We start from the raw sequence: 26,538 nt of genomic DNA on the forward strand, positions 1-26,538 counted from the left end.
CAATGGAAAATTTAACTCCAAAGCAAATTGTTGAAAAATTGGACAAATATATCATCGGACAAGATGATGCTAAGAAGTCTGTGGCTATTGCACTTTACAACCGTTATCGTCGTATGCAAGTCCCAGACAAGATGCAACAAGAGATCACACCAAAGAATTTACTTATGATCGGACCTACAGGTGTTGGTAAAACTGAAATTGCTAGACGTTTAGCTAAAGTTGTTAAGGCACCTTTTGTTAAAGTTGAAGCAACCAAGTTTACTGAAGTAGGTTACGTAGGTAGAGATGTAGAATCAATGGTTCGTGATTTGATGGATGTTGCTGTAACAATGGAAGAAAATGAAAAGTATGAAGAAATTCGTCCAGAAGTAAGACGTAAAGTTGATAAGAAACTTGTTAAATTACTTGTGCCTGGTGTCAAGAAGGAACAAAAACAAGAAAATGGTATGAATGACTTCATGTCAATGCTTTCAAATATGAGTCAAGCAAGCAATCTTGGCGATATGCTAAATAATAACAATAATGATACTGATGAAGATCCCGATGAAAACCGTGATGTTACTGATGATGTACGTGATAAACGTTTATCGATCAAAGAGCAATTGGACAAAGGGCTTCTAGAAGATCATGAAGTTACTATCACTGTTCAAGAATCACGTAAAGTTGGTCCAATGAATGATCAAATGGCCAATATGGGTGTTGATATGAGTGGCATGATGGATCAACTAATGCCAAAGAAAATGATTTCTAGAACACTTCCAGTTAAAGAAGCACGTGAAGTTTTGATTCAAGAAGAATCCGCTAAACGTGTAGATCATGATGAAATTTATCAAGGTGCGATCGACAGAACTCAAAACAACGGAATTATTTTCATTGATGAGTTTGATAAGATCACTGCCGGAGATAAAAGAAATTCTGGTGAAGTTTCTCGTGAGGGTGTTCAAAGGGATATTTTACCTATTGTTGAAGGTTCACAAGTTAATACAAAATATGGTGCTGTCCGCACTGATCACATTTTGTTTATTGCTTCAGGTGCTTTCGCTGATAGTAAGCCAAGCGATTTGATTGCTGAATTGCAAGGTCGTTTTCCAATTCGAGTTGAGTTGCAAGACTTGACTGAAGATGATTTCATCCAAATTTTGACTAAGCCTGACAATGCCCTTACTAAGCAATATGTTGCATTAACAAAAGCTGATGGGATCAATTTGGTATTTACTAAAGAATCAATTGAAGAAATAGCCAAGGTTGCATTTGATTTGAATAATACAAATCAAAATATCGGTGCCAGAAGACTTTCAACAGTTCTTGAAAAAATTCTTGCTGAAATTCTTTATGAAGGTCCAGATATGCAAATGGGCGATATCACAATCACTCGTGAATATGTTAAGGAACAAGTCGGTAAGATTGTTTCTGATAAAGATCTTTCACGTTATATCCTTTAGAGGTGTAAACCATGGAAATATACAGTATTAAAAATGATTATTTGACTGTACAAGTTAAATCAGTAGGCGCAGAAATTATTAGTGTTAAAGATAACGCCGATAATGAGTTTATTTGGCAAGCCGACCCCGAGATCTGGAATCGACGCGCTCCTGTTTTATTTCCAATCGTGGGCCGTTTAAAAGGAGATCATTATTATTACAATGATCACGAATATGAAATGTCACAACATGGGTTTGCAAGGGATGAAGAATTTTCGTTAGCCTCGCAGACTGATGCTAAACTAGTGTTTAGTTTAGTAGATAGTGATAGGACTTTAAGAGTCTATCCATTCCATTTCAAGCTACAAATTGTTTACCAATTGGTCAAAGATACTTTGCAGATCAGTTATTTGGTTGATAATACTGATGCTGAAAATGATATGTATTTTGCTATTGGTGCGCATCCTGGATTTTCAGTTCCTTTTGAAAAAGGTCTGGAATACGAGGATTTTGGGATCAAGGTCGAACCAAAGCAAACCAGATCACGTATTTCGTTAAAAGACAGCAATATCGACCTTAGTCACGAAGAAAAAGTTGAAGATCAAGACTTTACCTTGAATCATGACAAGTTTGCTGACGATGCAATTATTTACCGATTGAATGATCCAGCTGTTATTACCATTGAGAGTGCCAAGACAGATAGAAGTTTGACTTTGGATACCGGAAATGCCAAGTTTGTTGGAATTTGGTCACAGTATCCGGAGACTGGTAATTTTGTATGTATTGAACCTTGGTGGGGTATTGCTGACAAAGTAGATACCGATAACAAGTTTGAAAGTAAATATGGTATTAATCTGCTTGAACCTAAACAACAGTTTGATGCGTATTATAGTATTTCATTTAAATAGACAAATAAAAAAGCAATCAACTTAATGATTGCTTTTTTGTTGCTCTTCTTCTTTACGTTTCTGTTGACGTTTGTACGCCAGTCCGATAGGGACTAAATTCTCTTTACCTTTTAATAATCGTTTGATATTAGGGATGTGACGCACATAGATTATGATTAAAATTACAAACGCAATTGCTGTCAAAATCCAGTCATGCATGAATAAAGTTGAAATTGCGAAAACTAAAATAGTGACTAAGCTTCCGACACTGACCATACTAGTAACGTAGACAATGATTGCTAAGCATGCAAAGCAGATTGCGAATAATGAAGGACTATATGCTAGTAATATTCCCGCGCTTGTTGCGACGGCTTTACCACCACGGAATTTTAAGAAAATCGAGAAAACATGTCCTAATACTGCAAAGACACCGACAAACAGCATCCAGCGGTGGTCGAGTCCAAAGAAGACCGGCATTAGTGCACCCAAAGTCCCTTTCAAGATATCAACAACAAGTACTACAGTACCTGCTACTGGACCAAAGACCCGATAAGCGTTGGTTGTACCAACATTTCCACTACCATAATCGAAAATGTTTTTGTGGAAGAATACCTTCCCAACAATATATGCTGTTGGGAACGATCCAATCAGGTATGCTAAAATTACACAATAAAAGAGTTTCATAAAATCACGCTCTCAAAATTTATTTTGACTAAATTGTATCTCAAGTACAGTAATTTAACCATTACTTCACCATATTACCTTAATTTTTAGGTACAATTAGTGTTATCGGTCAATATTAATAAATTCTCATAAAACATATGTTTGCTTTTTTTTTGAATTTAAATGCTATAATAAGTCATTGTTGTACTAAAGCTAATTTATAAAGGAATGATTTAAATGCCTAAATCATCTTATGATGATTCATCAATTCAAATCCTAGAAGGTTTGGAAGCCGTTCGTAAACGTCCAGGTATGTACATTGGATCCACAGATACTCGTGGTCTACATCATCTAGTTTACGAAATCGTCGACAATGCTGTCGATGAAGCGTTATCTGGATTTGGTAAAGAAATCAATGTATCAATTAATCACGATGGCAGTATTACTGTTGTCGATCATGGTAGGGGTATGCCAACAGGTATGCACTCTTCCGGTAAACCAACTATCGAAGTTATCTTAACTGTATTACATGCTGGTGGTAAATTCTCAGAGAATAGTTATAAGACATCTGGTGGACTCCATGGTGTTGGTTCCTCTGTAGTTAATGCACTTTCGGAATGGATGACAGTTAGAGTAGTTCGTGAACACAAGGTTTATGAAGAACGATTCGAAAATGGTGGACATCCAGTTGGTACCCTCAAAATGACTGGTAAAACACGTGAGGATAATGGAACGACTATCAGTTTCAAACCTGATGCATCTATTTTCCAAACAACTAAATTCAACTTTGAAACGTTATCAGAGCGTTTGCGTGAGTCAGCATTCCTGTTGAAGGGTGTTAAATTCACTATTACAGATAAACGTGGCGATGAAGACAAGGAAGAAGTTTTCCATTTTGAAGACGGTATTCAATCTTTTGTTAAGTATTTGAACGAAGACAAAGATACATTAGGTGGAATCTTCTATGTTGAAGGTACTAATTCGGGTATGGAGATCGAATTCTCTGGTCAATATAATGATGGATACTCTGAAAATATTATTTCCTTCGTAAATAACGTCAGAACCGCTGATGGTGGGACTCACGAGTCTGGAATGAAATCTGGATTGACCAAAGCTTTTAACGATTATGCTAGAAAAGTTGGCCTTTTGAAGGAAAATAGTAAGAATCTTGAGGGTAGTGATGTCCGAGAGGGGCTCTCAGCGATCATTTCAGTCCGTATACCTGAAGAGATACTTCAATTCGAAGGTCAGACTAAGGGCAAGCTAGGAACACCTCAAGCTCGTTCTGCGGTTGATCAATTGATTTATGAACAAATGAGTTTCTACTTGATGGAAAATGGTGAACAAGCCCAGACTCTTGTTAAAAAGGCACTTAAAGCTCGTGAAGCAAGAAATGCTGCTAGAAAAGCTCGTGAATCAACCAGAAATGGTAAAAAGAACAAAAAGACTGATGGATTACTATCAGGAAAATTAACTCCAGCTCAATCTAAAGATTCATCTAAGAATGAATTATTCCTCGTCGAGGGTGATTCTGCCGGTGGTTCAGCTAAACAAGGTCGAGATCGTAAATTCCAAGCAATTTTACCTTTACGTGGTAAAGTTTTGAATACACAAAAAGCAAAACTTGAAGATATCTTCAAAAATGAAGAGATCAATACCATGATTTATACCATTGGTGCCGGTGTTGGTGCTGACTTTAAATTAGAAGACAGAAATTACGATAAAGTAATTATTATGACCGATGCTGATGATGATGGTTCTCATATTCAGATTCTATTATTGACATTTTTCTATCGTTACATGCGTCCGTTGGTTGAATCTGGTCATGTGTATATTGCATTACCACCACTCTATAAGTTACAAAAAGGTAAAGGTGCCAAAACAAAGATGAAATATTGTTGGACACCTGACGAGTTAGCTTCATCCATTAAGGAAATGGGTAAAGGTTATGACTTACAAAGATTTAAAGGTTTGGGAGAAATGAATGCCGATCAATTGTGGCAAACTACTATGGATCCTGAAAGTCGAATCTTGATCAGAGTAAATATCGATGATACTGCTTTGGCAGAACGTCGAGTTACAACTTTGATGGGTGACAAGGTAAAACCTCGTCGTGATTGGATCGAAAAAAACGTTCGTTTCAACGGTACTGAAGAAGGGGACAATATCCTCGAAAAAGTTGACGATACTGATCATATTGATAGTAAAGTCGTTGATGATTTATTGAATAAGGAATAGGTGATTTATTTTGGCTAACAATTCTCCTAAAATTCAAGATATCCCATTAGAAAAAATCATGGGAGATCGTTTTGAGAGATATTCTAAATCTATTATTCAGGAAAGAGCCTTGCCAGATATTAGGGATGGTTTAAAACCTGTACAGAGAAGAATTTTATACTCAATGTTTTTAGACGGAAACACCTATGATAAAGGTTTTAGAAAATCTGCCAAAGGTGTTGGTAACGTCATGGGTAATTTTCATCCCCATGGTGATTCATCGATTTACGAAGCTATGGTCCGTTTATCACAAGACTGGAAGTTACGTGCACCGTTGATAGAAATGCACGGTAATAATGGTTCAATGGACGGTGATCCACCTGCTGCCATGCGTTATACCGAAGCAAGATTGAGTAAAATTTCAACAGAAATGCTGCGTGACATCAATAAAGACACAGTTGATGAAGAATGGAATTTTGATGATACAGAAAAGGAACCAAAAGTTCTTCCTGCTAGGTTTCCTAATCTTTTAGTCAATGGTGCCACCGGAATTTCAGCTGGTTATGCTACGGAAATTCCACCACATAATTTGGCTGAGGTCATTGAGGCTACGATCAAACTCATTGATGATCCTGATGCAACATTGGATGATCTAATGAAAATAGTTAAGGGTCCTGATTTCCCAACCGGAGGAATTTTGCAAGGAGCAAGTGGTATACGTGAAGCTTATGAAACTGGTCGTGGAAAAGTATTTTTGAGATCCAAGACTTCTATTGAGAATTTACGTGGTCACAAATCTCAAATTATTATTACTGAAATTCCATATGAAGTTAATAAGGCTGTTCTGGTCAAGAAGATGGATGAAGTTCGTGTCCTTAAAAAAGTTGAAGGTATTGCGGAAGTCCGTGATGAAAGTGATCGACAAGGACTTTCAATCGTTGTTGAACTAAAGCGTGACGTTGATGCACAAGGAATTCTTAATTACTTATTGAAGAATACTGATCTTCAAATTTCGTATAACTTTAACATGGTTGCAATTGCTGATATGAGACCACAACAAGTTGGTCTTGTACAAATGTTAACTGAATACGTTCATCATCAAGAAGAAGTCGTATTGCGTCGTTCGAAGTTCGACTTGGACAAAGCAAAGAAACGTCTTCATATTGTTGAAGGTTTGATCAAAGCTCTTTCGATATTGGACAAAGTTATTAAGACAATTCGTGCAAGTAAAAATAAATCCGATGCTAAGAATAATTTAGTTAAAGAATATAAATTTACAGAACCACAAGCAGAAGCTATCGTTTCTTTACAACTTTATCGTTTGACTAATACCGACGTTACTGAGTTGGAAAAAGAAGATAAAGAACTCAAAGACCAAATCGAAAAATTGAACAAAATTATCAATAACCACGATACATTAATGAATGTTATCAAAACGGAATTACAAGAAGTTCACGATACATATGGTGATAAGAGACGTACCAAGATCGAAGCAAAAGTTGCTGAAATCGAAGTTGACACTCGTGTCATGGTTGCTAGTGAAGATGTTCGAGTATTAGTCAGTCATGATGGCTATGTAAAACGTTCAAGTTTAAGATCTTATCAAGCCTCAGATCCAAGTGATAATGGACTTAAGGATGAAGATTATCCAATCTTAGATGTGGAAGCTAATACTTTGAATCATATCTTTATTTTTACCGATAAAGGTAACCTGATCTATCGTCAAATTTTTGAATTAGATGATAATCGATGGAAAGATACAGGCTCGCATTTGTCGCAAGATATTGGTTTAGCTAATGACGAATCTATTTTGAAAGCGTTCGTCTTTGAAAGTTTGAAGAATGACGGAACTTTCGTTATGGGTACAGACGATAATTATGTTAAACAAGTATCATTTGAAGACCTATTGCCTGGTCGAACATATAAATCTAGAGCCAGTCGATATATTAAATTGAAGGCGTCAACTGATAACGTTATTAATATCGAGTACTTCCCAACTAGTGTTGCAGAGAACAAATTGATGTATGTCTTTACGACTCATTCATATGCGTCTGCGTTCCCACTTTCAGAAATCCCAATTGTTGGAAGTAAAGCTGTCGGAGTTAAATTTGTCAGTTTGAAATCTGATGATGAAATCGCAGGCTACTTTATTGAAGACAAGAACAATACTGATGATCGAATTGCTTTATTGACCCAACGTGGTTCATACAAGCAAATGAAATTATCAGAGATTCCGATTACAAGTCGTGCTAGACGTGGTGTATTGACATTGCGTGAACTCAAGACTTCGCCACATCGTATTAAATTAGTAACTGATATTACCGGTAAAGAACAACTTGTTGTTGTTACGGATACCAATAATGAATTGATTATTGATCAAAAAGGTCACCAAGACGCTGACAGGTATTCAAATGGATCATTTATTTTAGACCCTGAAACTGACGGTATACCAGTACGGTTTGAGAAAAAAGATATAACAAATCCGGAATCATAATGATATTGGGGTAATTTTTATAGTATGATTACTTATAGAAATGATAATATCTTTTTGTAACTGGAAGGAGTGATTTTTTTGTTGGATGAAAAGGCAAGACGTGTATTTAGTTCAAAGGCTTTGAATTACTTTGATGAGCTTTCAAAGAACATGAGTTATACAAAAACGGCTCAGTCATTAGGTATTACGCAACCAGCTCTGACGCAACAAATCAAAAAAATTGAGAAGGTCGTTGGTGCACCATTATTTTATAGTGTCGGTAAAAAGATCTATTTGACCGATGCAGGTACTTCTTTGTTAAGTGCAACACATGAAATATTTAATGTCATCAATACAGTGACCGATCAAATTCAACAAAATTCCTCTGACAGTTCCGGAACCATTAGTATTGGAATACTTGCAACTGTGGAATCCAAAGTAATTGAGGATTTTATTGTTGAGTTCAATCGCATCAATCCAAATATTGAAATTGATTTGATTCTCCTGAATAGACGTGAGATTTGGGATGAAATTGAAAATAACAAGATTGATTTGGCTATTATGTATTTACCAGATAATATTATTAAAAACTGGAAATCGTATAAGTCAAAGAAGATCATTAATGATAACATTATGTTGATACATAATAATGAAAAGATATTCAAGAAGGGTAAAGCAACTTACAAAGAAGCTATTTCCAATCCTTGGGTAGCATATCTAAGAGGTTATTACTTTACTGACTTGATGATAGAGAAGTTCAAGAACTCACTTGTAGATCCACCAAAAGTGGTTGCAAGATTCTCATCACCATATCAGTTACTAAAATTTGTTCAAGATTCAGATGGTATATTTACCGGATTACCACTAAGTTTTTGTTTAGCTCATGAATCTATGATCAAATATCACCAAACACCTCTAGAACCAGCTATTTCTAGTGAATTGACTTTTGTCTTCAGAGAAGATAAAGATAAAATTCCACGTATCAAGGAATTCTTCGCAGAATGGGATAGTTTCTTGAGTAAGACAAGCTATATCGATAGATTGAAATCTTAGTGATAAAGAGAGGGAGACTTTTAACATGGCAAAAGAAAAAGAATTAGTTTTTGGTCACAAAAATCCAGATACAGATGCTGTCGTTGCAGCAATTTCATACTCACATTATCAAAATGAATTAGGTTTTAATACTGAAGCTGTTGCTTTAGGCGAACCTAATGAAGAAACAAAATTTGTTTTTGATAAATTTGATTACAAATATCCACGAGTAATTAGTGCTGCAAATGGTGAAGTCAAAAAAGTTATGTTAGTTGACCATAACGAAAGTCAACAAAGTCTTGATGACATTGCTGATTTGGAAGTTACTCATGTTGTTGATCATCATAGAATTGCTAACTTCACTACTGATTTACCACTATATTACCGTGCTGAACCACTTGGTTGTACAAGTACAATTTTGTGGAAGATGTACAATGAACAAAAACTTGAAATTCCTGGAAATCTTGCTGGTTTAATGGCATCTGCAATTATTTCAGATACTCTCTTATTAAAATCACCAACTACAACTGACCAAGATAAAGCAGCATTGAAGAGTCTTGCTGAAACTGCTGGAATTGATTACGAATCATATGGTTTGGACATGCTAAAAGCTGGAACAAACTTAGATAGTAAATCAACTAAAGAATTGATTGATATGGATGCCAAGAGTTTTGAAATGAATGGCAAGAATGTTCGTATTGCTCAAGTAAATACTGTTGATGTCGACGATACTTTGAAACGTGAATCTGAATTTGTTAAAGAAATTACTTCTGAAAACAAAGATAACAATTACAGCTTATTTGTATTATTGATTACAAATATCCTTACAAGTGATACAACTGGTTTGATTATTGGTGAAGATGATGCTGTTGCCAAGTTTGAAAAAGCATTAGATACAAAAGTTTCAGATAATAAGGCTGCATTACCTGGCGTTGTTTCACGTAAGAAGCAAGTTGTACCACCATTGAACGAAGCTTTTTAGTAAAAATTTAGTTTAACATTAGTAAATTTATTTTATAAAGTTAACCGTTTACATTGAAAACGCTAACTTGCTCTTGTATAATATCTTTATCATCAAAACTGCTGGGTGTTTTGACCCAGCAGTTTTTATGTTGTTATTCTTGTTAAATATAAAAGGGGTTATACAATGAGTGCTATAAATATTTTGATCGGCTTAATGCCGATGATAGGTTGGGGTGTCTTCCCCGTCCTAACTGGTTATTTTGGTGGAAAGCCAGTTAACCAAATTATTGGTGCCACATATGGTACCTTGATAGCTGCTATTCTTGTGGCATTATTCCGTCAAACACCAATGTTAGGTGGAAAGGCCTTTCTTTACACATTCTTATCCGGTGCCTGTTGGTCTATTGGGCAAATTCTTGTTTTCTATGCGTTTACTGAAATGGGAGTTTCTCGTACGATGCCTATATCAACTGGATTCCAGTTGATTGGTGCATCTTTATGGGGTGTCTTTGTTCTTGGAGAATGGTCATCAGCTACTGCTAAGATGTTAGGCTTCTTCGCAATCTTACTTATTATTGTTGGTGTTTACTTTACGACTTATACAGAAAATAAGTCACAAAATAAGGGTGGATCAAACGCCTTAAAAGGAGTTCTTCTTGTACTTTGTGCTGAAGCTGGTTATTTAGGATATTCAGCTTTTCCGCAAATTAAAAGTATCAAGATTGATGGATTCCAAGCCTTCTTGCCACAAGCTTTAGGTATGGCAGTTGTCGCTACTATCTTTGCTATTGCTACTAAAGGTAATCGCCAATCTAAACCATTTAGAACTAAGAGTTCATATACAAACATCATCAGTGGTTTCTTCTTCGCTTTTGCTGCTTTGACATACTTGATCTCAGCTCGTCCAGAAGTTAACGGACTAGCAACTGGTTTTACACTTTCACAAATGAACGTTATTCTAGCAACACTTGGTGGAATTTACGTACTACATGAAAGCAAAACTAGAAAAGAAATGGTTGCCGTATTATCTGGACTTGCCTTAGTTGTTGTCGCAGGTGTAATTACAGCATTCTTATAAAATAAAAATAGAATATAACATTAAAAAAGGCCGGCAGATAAAATCTGTCAGCCTTTTTACTTCTATCCAATAATGTGGGGGATTTCATCTTCGACATGTTAGTGATGAGTCTAACAATTGAATGAAGAAGAAATCTAAGGAGTGTCAAATAGGGAAATCACCAATACCTATCTGACACCATAATAATAATTCCATTGTAGATTGGTGTAAATTTTTTTGCATATTTATTTATTTGTATATTCACGTCGCTCAGGAACAACATAAGATTCGATGAAATGTCCAATTTCAGCCAGAGAATCTGAAAATAGTAATGTGTCCTTTGCACTTTGATCCATAAAACCTTCAGTTATCATTTGGTTGTACATCGCTTCTAGCGAATCATAATAATGGTTAACATTAAAGTATGCACATGCATTATCATTTTCACCGATACGAGTCCATGAGAAGGCATCTGACATTTCCTCAAGAGTTCCTGGTCCACCAGGAAGGGCGATACTTGCAAACGAATCCGCCAGCATTTCTTCTTTTCTAATATCTATATTATCAACGATATCGATTTTTGAAATTCGTTCATGTGTTAATTCTCGATCCGCCAAATCTTTGGTGATAATCCCATGAACATACCCACCATCATCGATGACCGTATCTGCAATTACTCCCATGAGTCCATATTTTCCACCACCATAAGTTAGTCCATATCCATTCTTAACTATCCAGTGACCTAGATCTTCAGCTGACTTTTGGTAAATATCTTTATTTCCAGTGGATGCTCCACAATAAACTGCAATATTTTTCATTCGTTTGAATCCAACTTTCGTGGTTAATACTTACTATTTTAATACAAAATAATATATATGGAGCAACAAAAAAAGCATATCTGAAATATGCTTTTGATGAGATAAATTATTTAACATTGATGGTTCTAGTTAGGATCAATCGTCCGCCAGAGTATCTAATATTGGCATCACCATTGTTCCCAACGATTTTCTTATTGTTGGCAAAGTCACCAAGTTGAGCTTGGCTCATACCAGCAACTTTGAAGTAAATACTTTGTGTGTATGTACCAGCAGCTAGTTGTCCTCTAAGTGAACTAATTTCAGTTTTCTTACCGTCTAAGTAAACACTACTTACAGGATCCAAATCTGTTGCTTGATAAGTTGCACCTGTAGTTTCGTCTTTGATTGAGATACTAGGAAGTAGGTAAGAGTTAGTGAATGCATTTGAGGTAACAGGTGTGCTGTAATTTGTTGTAGCATTATAGTTTACGCTTAATTGTTCTGAAGGAGCTGGGACGTGAATAGTGATAGGTTGTTCTCTAAGGACTTGTCCACTGTTAAATACATTCAATACTTGAAGTTTAAGATTGGCTGTACCACCATTTTTCTTCAAATCAGGAATTACTGTATATTGAAGATTACCAAAATCATCATCGGCAGGGCTCAATCTGTATAGAAAGTATCCTGTTAGCCATGAATTTCTGGCACTTTTGGCATATGCAACGTTTGCTGCACCAAGCCATGTTGTCATATCACGAGACATGAATTGGTCATATGTACGATAGTATCCATCTGTTTCAGCAGGTAGGTCATAATTTGGAATAGTGATATCTGATTTCAGTCCAGCCAAATATTGGTCTGCGTAGTCTACTGGGAACATTTGATTGGTTGAGTCGCCATTGTTATTCGAAGTTGTAGCAGCATTGGCACTATTGAAAGGAATAGCACTTATGGCAACTAATGATATACCTAATAAAACAGTAATTTTTTTAATGATATTTTTCTTAAACATCGTAATATAACCCCTCTATGATTATTAATAGTAATATTATAATTCAAATTCAATAATATTTCTTTGTAGATAACATAATAACATATTACATTTTGAAGTCAGACTCTCTTAAAACTCGTCGGTAGTAAAGTAGTGAAGATGTACTCATGTTATTAATAAATTTTAATTGAAAGTCAGATGGTTCCTGCGCACTTAAAGTAATTAATACAAATGTTGTATAAAGTTTTTTCGGTGTCAGATCTAACTTCAATATTTCACTATCATTTTTAAGATTTCGATGGAGTGCAGAAACACTCAAAAGTGGAGATTTAGCACCTTTGTTTCGACTTAAAAACAAATTTCCATTATTCCAAAAATCCGCGTATGGTTTGATAAAAGTGTGATAGATTGAAATGAACTTTCGCTCATCAGTTGAGAAGGATAGGTTTTGAAATTCTGAATAAAAGCCTTCTGATAATGCCTCTTGATAAGTGTATCCCTTTGATATGATCAATATCAGTAGTAGTGTATAAACGTTCAAATCTTCATCGGATAAATATTTCGGAAGATTTTCAAATACTTCTGTTGGAAAATTTTCCTGAGCCTTGACCGTTAAACTATTGACGTTCATTGTAGGAATTTCCAGATTCTTTTTGACTGAGAAGAGATATTTAAAATATACGTTCAAATTACTCAAAACTTTGTTGATGGTACTAGGACTAAGCTGAAGGTTACTATCGAGAAAATTCTTAAATGATCGGATATCTTCTTCATGGATTTCTTTCACATCTTCAGAAACCTTAAAATCAGCATTATGTTCGATCATATAATCGAAAAAGTCATGCAGTGAATTTAAGTATTCAGTATGAGCTCGGTCGGAAATTTTTCTAGTTTTTAAATAGGCATTAAAACCTGTAATATAAGGTATTTTTGTCATATTTTCCTCACTTTGTAACATTTACAGTATACAGTATGTCAAAGTTATCTAATCACTAGTCGTATAAGTTTATAAATATTGTAAACATTAAAAAGCACACTTCTGCTAAAGAAGTGTGCTTCTCTTTATAGAATTGCTGTTTGAACTGTATCACCTGAATTGACCGTCTTGGTATCTACTGGTGACATCTTTGAAACAGAATCCATATTAGAAACAATCGTGATTACTGTGGTCTTTTTACCACTATTGACGATTTCGTCTAGATCCATGTTTCCTAAGCTTTGTCCGGATTCGATTGAGTCTCCTTCATTTACCGTGATCTCAAATGGTTTGCCATTTAATTCAACTGTATCTAAACCTAGATGCAGCATGATTTCAAGTCCATTCTTTGTTGAAATCATCAGGGCGTGTTTAGTTGGAAAAACTGATTCGACTTTTCCGGATACAGGAGAAACAATCTTCCCATCAGAAGGTTCGACAGCAAATCCATCTCCCATCATTTTTTGTGAGAAAACTTGATCATCCACCTTTTCTAGAGGTATAAGTTTGCCATTAACTGGCGCTACTAGTTCATCTGATTTATGCTTTTTTGAAAATAATCCCATTATTGATCCTTCTTAAAATTATTTGAAATATATTTTTGTGACAAAGAAATTTGTTTAACATTTTCTGTGAAATGTAATGAGAAGTAACTGTAATATAAAATATCGATCGCATAAAGCTGAGAAATTAGTGATGTGGTCGCAGCACTTCTCAAACGGGCGTTCTCTGAGCTGTCATCATTTTTTAAGACTATATCAGACTCGTAGCCCAAGCTACTAGATTCGTTCTGTGTGAGCGAAATTACGGGCACATTGTTTTCATGGGCGATTTTAGCAAATTTGATGATTTCTTTCGTCTCACCAGAATTAGAAATCAACACTAAGACAGTCTCATTCTTTTTTGCCAACAATAATGTTGTTAATAGGTGCAAATCAATATTTGTAACTACTGTTTTTCCAACTCGTAACAGCTTTTGCTGTAAATCTTGTGCAGCTATCATTGAGGCTCCGATACCATATGCAATTATGGTGTTTTTCTCATTGAATAGATTTATAGCAGCTTTTAATCTTTCTTCAGACAAGAGTGAATTAGTTTTTGTCAAAGTTTGATCAACACGAAATGATAATTTCTTCTTCATATCATCAATCGAGTCTGATGGTGACAGTTCTTCATATAAAGCTGTGTCAACGTCAGACTCAGCTGACAAACGTAGTTTCAAATCAGAATAACCGCCATTACCACAAAGTCTCTGGCTAAATCTTACGATTGAGGCTGGACTTGTGGGAATCTTTGGAGCTAATTCCTGCACGCTAGTTTTGATAACTTCGTGAGGATTTTTCAATATATATTCGGCAATACTTTGCTCAGTCTTAGTCAAATTATCCTTAGACTGCTTGATTGTTAAAAGAATACTGTCCATTAACCTAATTCAGTTGCCTTTCTGGCATCCTTTGGAACACCGAAGAAGTAAGTTACGACAAATCCACCAGCATACGCTGCCAACAATCCGAATATATAACCTAAAACGTGTCCATTTGTGATCAATGGAATTAATGCAAGACCAGAAGGTCCGATGGCGATTGCTCCAACATTTCCGAAGGCACCAACCACGGCACCACCGATACCACCACCGATACAGGCAGTAATGAATGGTCTACCTAGAGGTAAAGTAACACCGTATATCAAAGGTTCACCGATTCCAAGGAATCCAACTGGAAGTGCACCCTTGATCATATTAGTAAGTTTTTTGTTTTTACGACAACGAACCCATAATGCTAAGGCTGCACCAACTTGACCAGCACCGGCCATAGCTAAAATTGGTAAGAGGAGAGTAGAACCTGTTTTGTCGATCATCTCGATATGGATAGGTGTCAAAATTTGATGCAATCCCAACATAACCATAGGCAAGAAGAACAGACCTAAAATAAATCCTGAGAAGGCTCCACCAACTTTCAATACCCACATGATAGATCCAACTAATGAGTTTGAAACGACTCCGGCAATAGGCATAACGATAAATATTGTGAAGACACCAATGATTAATAGTGTCAAAAAGGGTGTAACGATTATATCGATGGAATCTGGGATGATTTTGTGTAATCTTTTTTCAACGATCGATAAGATCCAAACAGCAAAGATTACACCGATAATACCACCTTGACCTGATGTCAAAGCTTGTCCATCAAAGATGTTTTGTAATGGTGCTTTAGGGTCGACACCACCAAGTAGGGTAACAGCACCAATAATTCCACCAAGTCCTGGTGTTGCACCAAATTCAGATGCAGTGTTGGTACCAACGTAAACTGAAAGATACAAGAATAGTCCATTTTTGATTACATTTAGGACTGTGATGAATTGTGACCAGTTATTACCGATGGTTCCCGCAACCATTAAGTTTGAAAGAACGGCTGCAATACCACCAATAAGACCGGCACCAACAAAGGCAGGTATCAAAGGTACAAAGATATTAGAAATTGATTTTAAAACTGCTTTTGTTTTTGAAGGTTTAATGTTCTTTTTATGTTCAGCCTTAACTTCGGCTGCTTTTTTTGTGACTTCATCCTTAGCTTTTTGATGTTCAGATTTTTCAGATTCGGTTGAGTCAGATGATACAGTTTCAATATTTTCTGGAAAATCTTCGCCGAGTTTAACGCCAACTTGATCAATCATTACTTGGGCAACTTTATTGACGATACCAGGTCCAACAACAACTTGAAGGGTATCTTCCTCAACGACTCCTAAAACGCCGTCAATGGCTTTTAATTTATCCATATCGACTTTGTCATTGTCTCGAATCGTCATTCTTACTCTGGTCATACAATGAATTAGTTTTTGAACGTTTTGTGGTCCACCAACGGCAGCATAGATTTCTCTAGCTAGTCTTTGTTCTTTTGATTCTGACATTTTGTTATTCCCCCTCGATTGCCTTTCTGACAAATCCTCTATTTTGTTTCAATTTTGATTTTGCATCTTCGACTGTCGAACCGGTCAATATCATGATAATGGCTGTTTTAACGTCACTGTTTGTCTGCTCGAGAGTGTCAGAAGCTAGTTGATAATCACAATCAGTAGCAGTCATAATGATTCTTCGTGCCCGTTCAACCAATTTATCATTGGTTGGCTTAACATCGATCATCAAGTTTTCATATGCTTTTCCTGTTTTGATCATGGATGCGGTAGATAACATATTCAAGATCAATTTCTGTGTAGTACCAGCCTTTAGTCTCGTAGATCCCGTTAGAATTTCTGGACCTGATTCAACTTCAATTGGATACTTTGCTAATTTTGATATTTCTGAATCTTTGTTGCACGCAATACTGATGGTAGTGGCACAAATCTCATTAGCGTATTTTAATCCCCCAATAACATATGGAGTTCTGCCACTAGCAGCAATTCCAACAACGGTATCTTTGCTAGTCAAATTTATTTTTTCTAAGTCTTCTTGAGCCAAGGTAAGCGAATCTTCGGCGCCTTCAACAGCAACTGTCATTGCTTTTGAGCCACCAGCAATCAAACCTTGGACCATTTCTGGATCTGTTCCAAAAGTAGGTACGCATTCAGCAGCATCTAGTACGCCGAGTCGTCCACTAGTTCCTGCACCGATGTAGATCAATCTTCCATCCAATGTAAAACTATGGATTATCTGTTCAACTGCTGCGTTTATCTGAGGTAGAGCTTGACGAATACGTTGAGGAACTAAATGGTCTTGTTGATTCATCAACTGCAATATTTCAGAAGTCGACATCATATCCAAGTTCATTGATTTGGGATTTCTAGTCTCGGTCGTAAGTTTCGTTAGATCCATTAATCTTTTTCCTCCTGATCACTAAAATAAAATAATCCGCTAGATCCAATTGAGTTTAGTAAGCACAAGTCTGATTGAACTACTTGCGCGATAACATTAACTTTAGGATCCTCAGGCAACTCTGTTTTGACAATTTGAAGTTCACCTTCATATCGTCCATAGTCTGAGTTATCGACTGTTACGGAACCTGGAGATCTTATTTTGCTGCTAATGGGTGTAGTGTCGATAACAGAATCCTTAATGATCTGTCGGCTGCCATTAACTCGTATGACGTCTCGAGCAACATCTGGCCGATTTTCCATGATTGAATTACAAATGACTGATTTTACTGATTCGTCAGAAAAACTTTCAAGATGTAATTTGATCATTTTCCGTTGTACGTAGTCATGTAATGCGGACTGCATATCGGTACTTAATGCAGGGTCACCAATAACAACTGTGTCAGTAGCAAGCTTTTTTAATTCTATATATGATGCTAATAAGTTTTGGTGACGTTGAGACTCAAGGGTAGGGAGGCCATCATGAAGAGGACCTCTTAAATTCATATCCCCAGGAATGAATGCTTGAGTTTTGAAACCAATCGAATGTAGCCATTCATTCTTTTGTTTTAGCCAAGCAGCGTCTAGTCCAGTTTCAGGACGTGGATAATAATTATGCCATGCTTGAACATTGGCTTGATTGAAATTTTGTTTTACCAATTCGTTGTACAATTGTTTGTTTAAAGTGCTGGCATTGAGAGCCAACGGAATATTTTGTGATAATTCTGAGATATCAATTGGTGAAAATCCATCGTCCAGTCTTAAACCTGAGCCTGGAAAAATATTTTTGGGTAAATACTTCATCGAATCACGATCGGTATCGATCATCAATTGTAAATTGTATTTCTGTGTTAACTCGTATAACTGAAGTATCTTTGATGAAGTCTGTGAATGATTCTCTTCAGGTATATGAGCAGAAGTGAAAACTAGTTTAAATCCATTTTCAGACATATTCATAAAATAATTTTCGGCTTTGTCATCAAGTGGATCCGTTAAATAAAATGAAAATCCTAACATTCAAACACCCTCTTTGTGTAAGCGTTTTAACAATCAAAGAATATACTCTATGAAACATTATTTCAAATAATATTTAAAAATAAGTAAAGGAATGAAATATGGCAACAAAAAAGCCGTTAGATTAAACTAACGACTTGCTAAAAATTAAATTGCATCGTACATTTCTTGAATGCTTTTAACGGATGCATCCCATTTCTTCTGCTCATTTTCGGCAAGATCTAGTGGGAATATTTTTTCAACTCCATCACGTCCGATGAGAGCTGGTTCACCAATATACAATCCTTCTTTTTCATTAAAGCAGGATACTGGCATGATCTTTTTACTGTCACTAAGTACTGTTTGAACGATCAAAGCAGCTTGGTTAGCGATACCGTAACTAGTAAAGCCTTTACCGAAGAAGATATCGACACCATTTTGTTTGGCTTGTTTTTCTAATGCGTCTTGTTCTTCATTATCAAGACGGTCACTCAAGATAGTGTTTTCAACTCTAACACTTGTCCATGGAACAAATTGTGATTCACCATGTTCACCAAGAACGTATCCGTGAACACTATTTGGATGGATACCTAATTTGTCACTGACTGCTTGCTTCATACGAGCAGTATCGAGGGATGTACCAGTTCCGAATACATGATTCTTAGGTAGACCTGATAATTCCTGCAAGTGTCTAGTGATAACATCACAAGGATTAGTAATATCGATCAAGATACCATTAAATCCTGCCTCTTTAAGCTTTGGACCCCATTCCTCAGCAACTTTTTTTGTATAGTTCAACTCATCAAAACGATTTCCTGATCCATGTTGTACAGAAATTTTTCCGGCAGAAAAAATAATGATATCTGTATCTTTTAATTCAGAAATGGAAGGGCGCATGACTTTAACATGTGAGTTCAAACCCACTTGTCCATCTTTCAAATCTTTATATTGAGATGTAACAATCTTCTCATGTTTATCAAATAAAACTAGTTCATCTACTAAATCTCGGCTAACCAAAGTGTAAGCTGTGGTAGCACCAACATGACCTAAACCAATAATCGCAACTTTACTCATATATTTCGCTCCCTCAATCATATATTTCTAAAATAATTATAGAATGTTAAAAATATAATCATCCAATTTTAATAAAAAGTCAACAGTATTAGGCAAAAACTAATTTTTTACTTAGTGATTTTCAAAATATTTTGTTGCAGTTAATATATAATAAAATTAATTGATTATCGCGTAATTTTAACTATGGAGTAGCGGGGTAAGAAGGAGTAATGTGGAATGATGTCTAATTTTAAAATTGCATTTTTTGATATTGATGGGACTTTAGCAGCACATAATGCTGGAGATGAATCATCCATATTGGATCGAATTCCCGATACGACTAGATTGGCCTTGAAAGAGTTAAAAGGAAATGGGATTGAGCCTGTAATTGCAACAGGTCGAAATCGAGGGATGATCTCTGATCTTCTAAAAGATTTGAAAATAGATAGCTATATCGCTAATAACGGAAGATTTGTTAGTTTTAAAGGTAAAACCATTATGCACGATGTATTTTCAGCTGAACAACTTAAAATGGCAGTTTCTCAGTTGAATGATCAAGGAATCTCTTTTTGTTATGAAACCGCAGATGTTTTGTACAAAAATAAAAGTTCGAAGTTCATCGGCGATAGTTCCATGGTCGTTAAGTCGATTCCTGATGATAAAGTCCCTGAAGACGCTATTCAATTGATCATTAAATTAAATAACCAAAAAGAACAACTGAATTTTAACGTTCCTGAGATCAAAACCGTAAAAGTAGCAAAACTTGTATATGACGTGACTTTAAAGGGTTCCAATAAAGCTGTCGGAATAAAAAAGATTTTAGAATCAACTGGAGTTTCCGCTAAAGACACAATTGCCTTTGGTGACGAAGAGAATGATTTAGAAATGTTTGATGCTGTTGGATATACTGTTGCGATGGGTAATGCAAATCCAATCGTAAAAAATCGAGCAGATTTTATCACCACTGATGTAAATAATGATGGCATCAAAAATGCAGTTGAAGAATTACAATTGATATAAATAGTTAAATCGACTGACGGGCGAATTCTTATCAGTAATGATATTCTATTAAGAGAAGTTTTTTGTAAATTAAGGAGTTTTCATGATCAGTCCACAAGCAATATTAAAAGATACATTTGGCTACGACGAATTTCGACCTGGTCAACTTAAAATTATTGAAGATGTTTTAGATAACAAAAGAACACTTGGTATCATGCCTACCGGTGGTGGAAAGTCAGTTTGTTATCAAATACCAGCGTTGATGTTATCTGGATTGACTTTAGTAGTTTCACCACTTATCTCGTTAATGAAAGATCAGGTAGATAGTCTCAATGAAATGAATATTCCTTCTACTTTTATCAATAGTACTTTAAATTATCGTGAAGCCAATGAACGAATGAGATATATTGAATCCGGTGCTGTAAAATTGTTGTATGTAGCACCTGAGCGAATCGAAAATGATGATTTCTATAATTGGTTGTCGCATCTGCCAATTGATTTAATAGCCATTGATGAAGCACATGTTTTGTCCTCCTGGGGGCATGACTTTCGACCAAGTTATCTGAATGTAATTGGTCCGTTAAATAGTTTACCCACACATCCAAATATTCTTGCTTTGACTGCAACAGCGACAAATAGAGTTCAAGATGACTTGACGGATATTTTAGGTATCGCTGATGAGAATGTTATTAAGACTGGTTTTGAACGCAATAACCTAGCTCTAAAAATTGAACGTGGTGTCAACAAACCTCGATATGTCCTTGAGTATGTACAGTCCCATGTTAATGAGTCAGGAATCATTTATGCAGGAAAAAGAAAAGATGTTGAGAAAATTTATGAGGATTTGAAAGAACATGGGATCAAGGTCGGAAAATATCATGCTGGTCTGGATGATGAAGAACGTCATCAGATGCAGGAAGATTTTCTTTTCGATGAAATAGATGTCATGGTTGCTACCAATGCTTTTGGAATGGGAATAAACAAGACTAATGTTAGGTTCGTCATTCATTATTCTCTTCCTGGAACGATTGAAAGTTATTATCAGGAAGTAGGTAGGGCAGGGCGTGATGGATTAGCTGCTGAGGCCGTCTTATTGTATTCACCTGGTGATTTAAGATTGCATAGATTTTTTATTGAACAGTCAGAAGCAGATGAAGAATATAAGCAAAGTTTGACTGAAAAACTCCGTGAAATGAATCAATACGCCAAAACTGATATGTGTTTGATGAATTATATTCTTAAATATTTTGGTGAAGTCAAAACTACTCCATGTGGTAGATGTTCTAACTGTTTGGATGAGCGTCCAGTAGTTGACGTTACTTCTGATGCACAAAAGGTTTTGAGCTGTGTCGTTAGAATGAACCAGAAATATGGTCGTAGCACAGTAGCAAAAGTTCTGAAAGGGACTGCAAGTTTTGCCAACGATTGGCGTGAATTCGGGAAACTTTCTACATTTGGCTTGATGCATGATCAAACTTTGAAGTTCATTGAACAATTTATTGATTACTTAACTGCCAATGACTTTTTACAAACGACTAATGGACAGTATCCATTATTAAGATTGACCAGTCGTGGTTTAAAAACAATCAAAGGCGAACTTAAAGTTAATCGTCATGAAACCAATATTACTAAGATCAATCGACCAATCGTTGCTGACGGGCAATTTGATGAAGACTTATTTGAACGTCTACGTAAGCTAAGATTAGATTTGGCTCATGCGCAAGACGTTCCACCATTTGTAATATTCTCAGACCGTTCGCTTAAAGATATGTCACAGATTATGCCAACAAATAGTCAAGAATTCTTATCTGTAAATGGTGTTGGACATGCTAAATTAGAACGATATGGTGACAAGTTTATTCATGAGATCAAAGAGTATCAAAAGTAATTTATTTTAAAATAAATGTTTTACGAAAACATCTTATTAAAAGTACAAAACATATAACTAGGGAGATATTGATGATGAGACATAAAATAGCAATTTTATCTGATATACATGGAAATTTGACCGCCCTACGACACGTTTTGAAAGATGCAAAGGCAGAACATGCAACAGAATACTGGTTTTTAGGTGATTTAATGACACCCGGACCTGGAACAAATACATTATTTAAGCGGATAAATAGTTTAAATTTAAAAGTATTTATCCGCGGAAACTGGGATGATTTAGTTTTAACTATTCTAAATGGTGATACAAAATATTTGAACTATGACAGTCCTGGATACATTCACGTAGCAAAGATGGATCAGTATATATCACAATCACTGGCCGAACCTTATTTTGAACAACTTCAGCAAAGCAAGATGAGTCAATTTCTTGAGATAAATGGCTTAAAGATTCAGATTACTCATAATGTACTTGAAAAGAACTTTGGTCATCAATTGCTGCCATATGAGGATCAGCATAATTTTGATGACCTGATCGTTGATCCTAACGTTGATATTGCTGTCTATGGTCATACACACCATCAACTGATGCGTACAACACGCAAAGAACAGATCATCATAAATCCTGGAGCAATTGGACAACCATATACAGAATGGAAGAAATTTGCAAATGATCTGCGTGCAGAATACGCATTACTAGATATAGATGATAAAGGATATGCGAACGTGTCGTTTAAACGCGTCTCATACGATATCAAAGATGAATTGAATTTGGCTAAGATTAATCACTTACCATATTACGAATTGTATGATGAGCTATTACATACAGGAATCGCACGTACACATGAATTTGATATCTTAAAGAAGTACAACGATATGTATAATTATCGGGATCAAGTAATTGAATTCGTAGAAAAAGTAAATGCAGAGAAATTAACATAGTCAAAATGGCTATGTTTTTTATTTTGCTAATGAGAGACCGATAAAAGTCTTAAATGCATTACTTCGTATAATATATATTATGTAACCTTGATTATCAATTTGAGCAATATCGGTAAAAAACTAGCCCTAACTCCCTATTTTGGATTCTTGAATGCATTTTGATATTAATTACAAATTGCGATGGGAAAAAACATAATAAATTTATTTGCTGACATTCTTAAAGATAAGATTATTGATTAAAATTCAGTGTGAGAAAATCAGACTTTGATGTAAGAGCAATTACTCGTTGATTGCCATCTTCTAATTCTGTAAAATACTATAAATAGTTAAAGCCAGGATTAAGGAGAAAAATATTGAGGTTTGCGTTTCAACTCGTTGTGTTAATTGGAAAATTACTTTTGTTCATACCATATTTGATGATTCAGTACGATTTTATTGAAAGTGCTAGAAAGCTTGTATTTTATCTTTCTATTACTACGATTTTTATTTTTCCTCCGTTTGGAGCTGTGTGTTTCTTGATCTGGATTGGATTATGGATCTGGACATTGTTTCTATTGCTGATTTTAGACTGACGACTTGCAATTTTGATAATTCATTAGAGAAAAAAACATCAAATCTAAAATAGATTTGATGTTTTTATTTAGAATGCTCCCCCACCGGAACCTCCACTGGCACCACCATCGCCACCAGTGAATCCTCCACCAGAAGGGCCACTATATTCGCCGAATCCATCTCCGTTGCTAGGAATATTATTAACGAAACTCATGCCGCCAAATAGCGCAACTGAGTATAAAACTGAAAAGTTGGGATCTAATGAGATTTTATCACCAAAAACAGTTCTTAATTGTGAAAGAACATTCTGTGAAATACCTAATGCTACTGCATATGGCAGAATATCTTGCCACAAAGTTAAATCGTCGACCTTTGCAATTTCGATATCATTGATTGAAGTTAAAGTTTGTTTGAAAGTTAGTAACTCGGAAACTACAGCGTTTCCTTTCTCTGTGTACGGAGAAATGTGCTTCTTGCCGTATATGTATATTGACCAGCTAAAAATGATTGCAACCAAAGCAATTATAGTTGCTGTCATTAGACCTTTGCCGTTATACCAAGCTGTTAGTCCAAATAATGCCAAACCAAGCACAGAAGTAATTACAGCAAAGTTTTTAAGCATATCGATCAACTTCGTATTAGCAGAACTTAAATACTTGTCTCTATCTTTAGCGACACGAACGCTCCATTCGACAAATTTATAAAATAAGTCTTCTCCTGGATACTCATTGATTTGTTTAATTGAAACCTTTTTTCCATTTCCAACATGTTTGAATAAGAATTGAAAGAAATCGTCATGAATAAATTTTATTTCTTCAATTTCATAAGTATCCTCGGATCTAGTGATCTTAACATTGCCTTTATTTTGCTGAACTAATAATTCAGCCACGAAACTTTGTGCATCAGCACGATCAGCTTGGTCTAGTAAAATCTTTGCCATGCTTGGAGAGACTTCAGGTAGTTTGAATAGATCTTTGGATTTAGATGGTTCTGGAATATGAGATTCTGGTTGCTTACGCCATTTAATAAACACAAATAAATACAACATAATGATGATTATCATGAAAATTGCAAGGTAAACGTAACTCGTAACTATGCTTTTTTGCCTTTGTTTATTAACGATTGCTGCCAATTTATCTTCTTTTTTGATGGTCGAATCTCGTTTATTTTTATTGACAGTATAGGTATTATCAGGAGTTACAGATTTTGGAAATATTGTAACTAGCCTCAATGGTTTATTGTGAGAAATGCTATCTAATTTGATATTAACTGTTCCATTTTTGCTGCTTACATTATTTGTATAATCAGTTGTTCCATGAACCCAGGAATGAAAATCATTGATATGTCTTTGAGGTAAAGAGATTTGGATATCAACATCATGGAGTAAAACGTCCCAACCTCGCCCAATCGGAGTCCAATTAATTTCTGAAATGTCGTTGTAATTGGTTACTAATCCATCAATCTTATAGCGATAAATAAAAGTTACTTTTTTATTTGACACTCGATGATAGACATCGGTATATTTTTCATCATTTGAGGTTGATGTGTAAAAAGTGTTGTCATTTTTACTATTATTTTTAGTCAGAGAAATAGTTTTGTCATTCTCGATCACTGATACATCTGGATCAGATATTCCACCCATATCTCCTAATTGCTCGCGAAATTCAACTCCATGGAAATCACCTTTAAAATTATAGGTGATTCTACGAGTAACAGCTGCATCACCGTTTTTTTGAACATTCACATTAGCTTTGAAACTAGTAATTTCATATGAATTACTTGCTTTTACATTTGTTTGAGTTAAATATACAGTGAAAAAAATAGAGAATATCAAACAAAAACTTAATACGTATTTCTTCATAATATTGACCTAATCCCTCATATGTATTAGCTACAGTATAACGTAATCGTTTACATTATGAGATGAATATACAAATAAAAAGTAAAAAACCAGCAAAAGATTAGTTTATCTTTTGCTAGTTTTTTCATTACCTAAATAATTCTTGATTCTCGGCATCTCCAACGAAGTGAATAGCAATGAGAATAAACCTCCGATAATAAATACAACAATGATATTGATCAAAAAACTGAAATCTACCGGTTCATGACCCTGTGAAGGAATGGCCAGCAATGTTATCACAAATCCCCATATTCCGGCATTCCATAAATTATATTTCCATGGTTGTAATTGATTATCTTTATTTACTAAAACATTTTTAACAAAAAGGTATTTAAGATATACCCAAACAAATCCGCTTATTAAAATAAAGATTGTTTTTACTAAACTAAAAAATGAAAAAGTCCCAAAAAAGAGATCCATCAATAATGGAAATGCGAGGAAGAATGCTAATAACCATTTATTTGCGTAAAAGTAGTCTTTGATGTGCTTATTCAGTCTGAATTTTGTGACTGATTTTTGTATGTAATCATCAAAAATTTCATTCAAATTCTCACCCTCTAACTATCTATTAATATCTTATCAAGTTTTACAAAATAAGTTAACTGTATAAATAAAAAAGACTTAAAGATGTTAAAACCTTTAAGTCTAAAAAGTGATAATATAACTTTATTTTACAGTAGCCATGTCAGTGACGTCTGTACCCTTTTAGCCAAGCATTAGTACCAATTCTGTAATATTTAACATTAGCTGTCAAATTGACAGAACGACGGTCAGTTTGCCATTCAGATAAAGTGCTGACATATCTATTAGTTGGATTTCCATAATTCTAGTGAGTTACAGATTATTATCAGAGTCGTTGATGACGTCATACTTATTTATAAGCTTTATT

General features: G+C 35.2%; 22 protein-coding genes. 10 read left to right on the forward strand and 12 right to left on the reverse strand.

Annotation, left to right across the window (positions count from 1 at the left end; all coding sequences use genetic code 11):
- Positions 1-2 precede the first annotated feature (2 nt).
- Together hslU and EKM63_RS00995 are read left to right on the forward strand one after the other, a co-directional pair.
- Positions 3-1,442: an ATP-dependent protease ATPase subunit HslU gene (gene hslU / locus EKM63_RS00990; protein ID WP_125702825.1), complete on the forward strand. Its 1,440-nt coding sequence runs from the start codon at positions 3-5 to the stop codon at positions 1,440-1,442.
- Positions 1,443-1,453: 11 nt separating this feature from the next.
- Complete coding sequence (locus tag EKM63_RS00995; protein WP_125702827.1) at positions 1,454-2,329, forward strand: aldose 1-epimerase family protein; 876 nt, start codon at positions 1,454-1,456, stop codon at positions 2,327-2,329.
- A 21-nt stretch (positions 2,330-2,350) separates the two neighbouring features.
- On the opposite strand, the gene plsY is transcribed toward EKM63_RS00995, so the two are convergent.
- Entirely contained in the window at positions 2,351-2,992 is a 642-nt protein-coding gene (gene plsY / locus EKM63_RS01000; protein WP_125702828.1) for a glycerol-3-phosphate 1-O-acyltransferase PlsY, read from the reverse strand.
- 216 nt (positions 2,993-3,208) lie between these two features.
- On the opposite strand from plsY, the gene parE reads away from it, so the two are divergent.
- From parE to rbsU, 5 genes are all read left to right on the forward strand, one after another.
- Entirely contained in the window at positions 3,209-5,209 is a 2,001-nt protein-coding gene (parE, locus tag EKM63_RS01005; RefSeq protein ID WP_125702830.1) for a DNA topoisomerase IV subunit B, read from the forward strand.
- Positions 5,210-5,219: 10 nt separating this feature from the next.
- The gene (gene parC / locus EKM63_RS01010; protein WP_125702832.1) at positions 5,220-7,682 is read left to right on the forward strand and encodes a DNA topoisomerase IV subunit A; all 2,463 of its coding nucleotides are present in this window, start codon (positions 5,220-5,222) and stop codon (positions 7,680-7,682) included.
- Between the two features lie 78 nt (positions 7,683-7,760).
- The gene (locus EKM63_RS01015; protein ID WP_125702834.1) at positions 7,761-8,714 is read left to right on the forward strand and encodes a LysR family transcriptional regulator; all 954 of its coding nucleotides are present in this window, start codon (positions 7,761-7,763) and stop codon (positions 8,712-8,714) included.
- A 25-nt stretch (positions 8,715-8,739) separates the two neighbouring features.
- Entirely contained in the window at positions 8,740-9,675 is a 936-nt protein-coding gene (locus EKM63_RS01020; RefSeq protein WP_125702836.1) for a manganese-dependent inorganic pyrophosphatase, read from the forward strand.
- 165 nt (positions 9,676-9,840) lie between these two features.
- Positions 9,841-10,734 (forward strand): ribose/proton symporter RbsU, encoded by an 894-nt coding sequence (gene rbsU, locus EKM63_RS01025; RefSeq protein ID WP_125702838.1) that lies wholly within the window; start codon positions 9,841-9,843, stop codon positions 10,732-10,734.
- 224 nt (positions 10,735-10,958) lie between these two features.
- On the opposite strand, the gene EKM63_RS01030 is transcribed toward rbsU, so the two are convergent.
- From EKM63_RS01030 to EKM63_RS01070, 9 genes are all read right to left on the reverse strand, one after another.
- Complete coding sequence (locus tag EKM63_RS01030) at positions 10,959-11,531, reverse strand: LOG family protein (protein WP_125702840.1); 573 nt, start codon at positions 11,529-11,531, stop codon at positions 10,959-10,961.
- Positions 11,532-11,637: 106 nt separating this feature from the next.
- Complete coding sequence (locus EKM63_RS01035; RefSeq protein ID WP_125702842.1) at positions 11,638-12,522, reverse strand: hypothetical protein; 885 nt, start codon at positions 12,520-12,522, stop codon at positions 11,638-11,640.
- A gap of 85 nt (positions 12,523-12,607) precedes the next feature.
- Positions 12,608-13,438, reverse strand: a complete 831-nt coding sequence (locus EKM63_RS01040; protein WP_125702844.1) for a phage integrase N-terminal SAM-like domain-containing protein — start codon at positions 13,436-13,438, stop codon at positions 12,608-12,610.
- 125 nt (positions 13,439-13,563) lie between these two features.
- Positions 13,564-14,043, reverse strand: a complete 480-nt coding sequence (locus EKM63_RS01045) for a PTS sugar transporter subunit IIA (protein ID WP_125702846.1) — start codon at positions 14,041-14,043, stop codon at positions 13,564-13,566.
- Positions 14,043-14,900, reverse strand: coding sequence for a MurR/RpiR family transcriptional regulator (locus tag EKM63_RS01050; protein ID WP_125702848.1), 858 nt, complete (start codon positions 14,898-14,900; stop codon positions 14,043-14,045). The genes EKM63_RS01045 and EKM63_RS01050 overlap by 1 nt, the downstream gene beginning before the upstream one ends.
- Positions 14,900-16,384: a PTS transporter subunit EIIC gene (locus EKM63_RS01055; RefSeq protein ID WP_125702850.1), complete on the reverse strand. Its 1,485-nt coding sequence runs from the start codon at positions 16,382-16,384 to the stop codon at positions 14,900-14,902. Before EKM63_RS01055 ends, EKM63_RS01050 begins: the two co-directional genes overlap by 1 nt.
- A 4-nt stretch (positions 16,385-16,388) precedes the next feature.
- Complete coding sequence (gene murQ, locus EKM63_RS01060) at positions 16,389-17,285, reverse strand: N-acetylmuramic acid 6-phosphate etherase (RefSeq protein WP_125702852.1); 897 nt, start codon at positions 17,283-17,285, stop codon at positions 16,389-16,391.
- Positions 17,285-18,340, reverse strand: coding sequence for a MupG family TIM beta-alpha barrel fold protein (locus tag EKM63_RS01065; protein WP_125702854.1), 1,056 nt, complete (start codon positions 18,338-18,340; stop codon positions 17,285-17,287). The genes murQ and EKM63_RS01065 overlap by 1 nt, the downstream gene beginning before the upstream one ends.
- Before the next feature lie 144 nt (positions 18,341-18,484).
- Positions 18,485-19,390: an L-lactate dehydrogenase gene (locus EKM63_RS01070; RefSeq protein WP_125702856.1), complete on the reverse strand. Its 906-nt coding sequence runs from the start codon at positions 19,388-19,390 to the stop codon at positions 18,485-18,487.
- Positions 19,391-19,606: 216 nt separating this feature from the next.
- Here EKM63_RS01070 and EKM63_RS01075 point away from each other — a divergent pair, with 216 nt between their 5' ends.
- From EKM63_RS01075 to EKM63_RS01085, 3 genes are all read left to right on the forward strand, one after another.
- The gene (locus EKM63_RS01075) at positions 19,607-20,389 is read left to right on the forward strand and encodes a Cof-type HAD-IIB family hydrolase (RefSeq protein ID WP_125702858.1); all 783 of its coding nucleotides are present in this window, start codon (positions 19,607-19,609) and stop codon (positions 20,387-20,389) included.
- Between the two features lie 82 nt (positions 20,390-20,471).
- Positions 20,472-22,256 (forward strand): DNA helicase RecQ, encoded by a 1,785-nt coding sequence (recQ, locus tag EKM63_RS01080; protein WP_125702860.1) that lies wholly within the window; start codon positions 20,472-20,474, stop codon positions 22,254-22,256.
- A gap of 74 nt (positions 22,257-22,330) precedes the next feature.
- On the forward strand, positions 22,331-23,197 hold the full coding sequence (locus EKM63_RS01085) for a metallophosphoesterase family protein (protein ID WP_164504875.1): 867 nt from the start codon (positions 22,331-22,333) through the stop codon (positions 23,195-23,197).
- 640 nt (positions 23,198-23,837) lie between these two features.
- On the opposite strand, the gene EKM63_RS01090 is transcribed toward EKM63_RS01085, so the two are convergent.
- Both EKM63_RS01090 and EKM63_RS01095 read right to left on the reverse strand, forming a co-directional pair.
- Positions 23,838-25,610, reverse strand: coding sequence for a DUF2207 domain-containing protein (locus tag EKM63_RS01090; protein WP_125702863.1), 1,773 nt, complete (start codon positions 25,608-25,610; stop codon positions 23,838-23,840).
- Positions 25,611-25,715: 105 nt separating this feature from the next.
- The gene (locus EKM63_RS01095) at positions 25,716-26,195 is read right to left on the reverse strand and encodes a hypothetical protein (RefSeq protein ID WP_125702865.1); all 480 of its coding nucleotides are present in this window, start codon (positions 26,193-26,195) and stop codon (positions 25,716-25,718) included.
- Positions 26,196-26,538: the final 343 nt, after the last annotated feature.

It is taken from the genome of Companilactobacillus mishanensis (assembly GCF_003946505.1).
Taxonomy (GTDB): domain Bacteria; phylum Bacillota; class Bacilli; order Lactobacillales; family Lactobacillaceae; genus Companilactobacillus; species Companilactobacillus mishanensis.

Excerpts from the sequence above, each read along its gene's own strand:
- hslU (WP_125702825.1), top strand. The coding sequence starts at position 3 with ATGGAAAATTTAACTCCAAAGCAAATTGTTGAAAAATTGGACAAATAT.
- EKM63_RS00995 (WP_125702827.1), top strand. The coding sequence starts at position 1,454 with ATGGAAATATACAGTATTAAAAATGATTATTTGACTGTACAAGTTAAA.
- plsY (WP_125702828.1), bottom strand. The coding sequence starts at position 2,992 with ATGAAACTCTTTTATTGTGTAATTTTAGCATACCTGATTGGATCGTTC.
- parE (WP_125702830.1), top strand. The coding sequence starts at position 3,209 with ATGCCTAAATCATCTTATGATGATTCATCAATTCAAATCCTAGAAGGT.
- EKM63_RS01020 (WP_125702836.1), top strand. The coding sequence starts at position 8,740 with ATGGCAAAAGAAAAAGAATTAGTTTTTGGTCACAAAAATCCAGATACA.
- rbsU (WP_125702838.1), top strand. The coding sequence starts at position 9,841 with ATGAGTGCTATAAATATTTTGATCGGCTTAATGCCGATGATAGGTTGG.
- EKM63_RS01030 (WP_125702840.1), bottom strand. The coding sequence starts at position 11,531 with ATGAAAAATATTGCAGTTTATTGTGGAGCATCCACTGGAAATAAAGAT.
- EKM63_RS01035 (WP_125702842.1), bottom strand. The coding sequence starts at position 12,522 with ATGTTTAAGAAAAATATCATTAAAAAAATTACTGTTTTATTAGGTATA.
- EKM63_RS01040 (WP_125702844.1), bottom strand. The coding sequence starts at position 13,438 with ATGACAAAAATACCTTATATTACAGGTTTTAATGCCTATTTAAAAACT.
- EKM63_RS01045 (WP_125702846.1), bottom strand. The coding sequence starts at position 14,043 with ATGGGATTATTTTCAAAAAAGCATAAATCAGATGAACTAGTAGCGCCA.
- EKM63_RS01050 (WP_125702848.1), bottom strand. The coding sequence starts at position 14,900 with ATGGACAGTATTCTTTTAACAATCAAGCAGTCTAAGGATAATTTGACT.
- EKM63_RS01055 (WP_125702850.1), bottom strand. The coding sequence starts at position 16,384 with ATGTCAGAATCAAAAGAACAAAGACTAGCTAGAGAAATCTATGCTGCC.
- murQ (WP_125702852.1), bottom strand. The coding sequence starts at position 17,285 with ATGGATCTAACGAAACTTACGACCGAGACTAGAAATCCCAAATCAATG.
- EKM63_RS01065 (WP_125702854.1), bottom strand. The coding sequence starts at position 18,340 with ATGTTAGGATTTTCATTTTATTTAACGGATCCACTTGATGACAAAGCC.
- EKM63_RS01070 (WP_125702856.1), bottom strand. The coding sequence starts at position 19,390 with ATGAGTAAAGTTGCGATTATTGGTTTAGGTCATGTTGGTGCTACCACA.
- EKM63_RS01075 (WP_125702858.1), top strand. The coding sequence starts at position 19,607 with ATGATGTCTAATTTTAAAATTGCATTTTTTGATATTGATGGGACTTTA.
- recQ (WP_125702860.1), top strand. The coding sequence starts at position 20,472 with ATGATCAGTCCACAAGCAATATTAAAAGATACATTTGGCTACGACGAA.
- EKM63_RS01085 (WP_164504875.1), top strand. The coding sequence starts at position 22,331 with ATGAGACATAAAATAGCAATTTTATCTGATATACATGGAAATTTGACC.
- EKM63_RS01090 (WP_125702863.1), bottom strand. The coding sequence starts at position 25,610 with ATGAAGAAATACGTATTAAGTTTTTGTTTGATATTCTCTATTTTTTTC.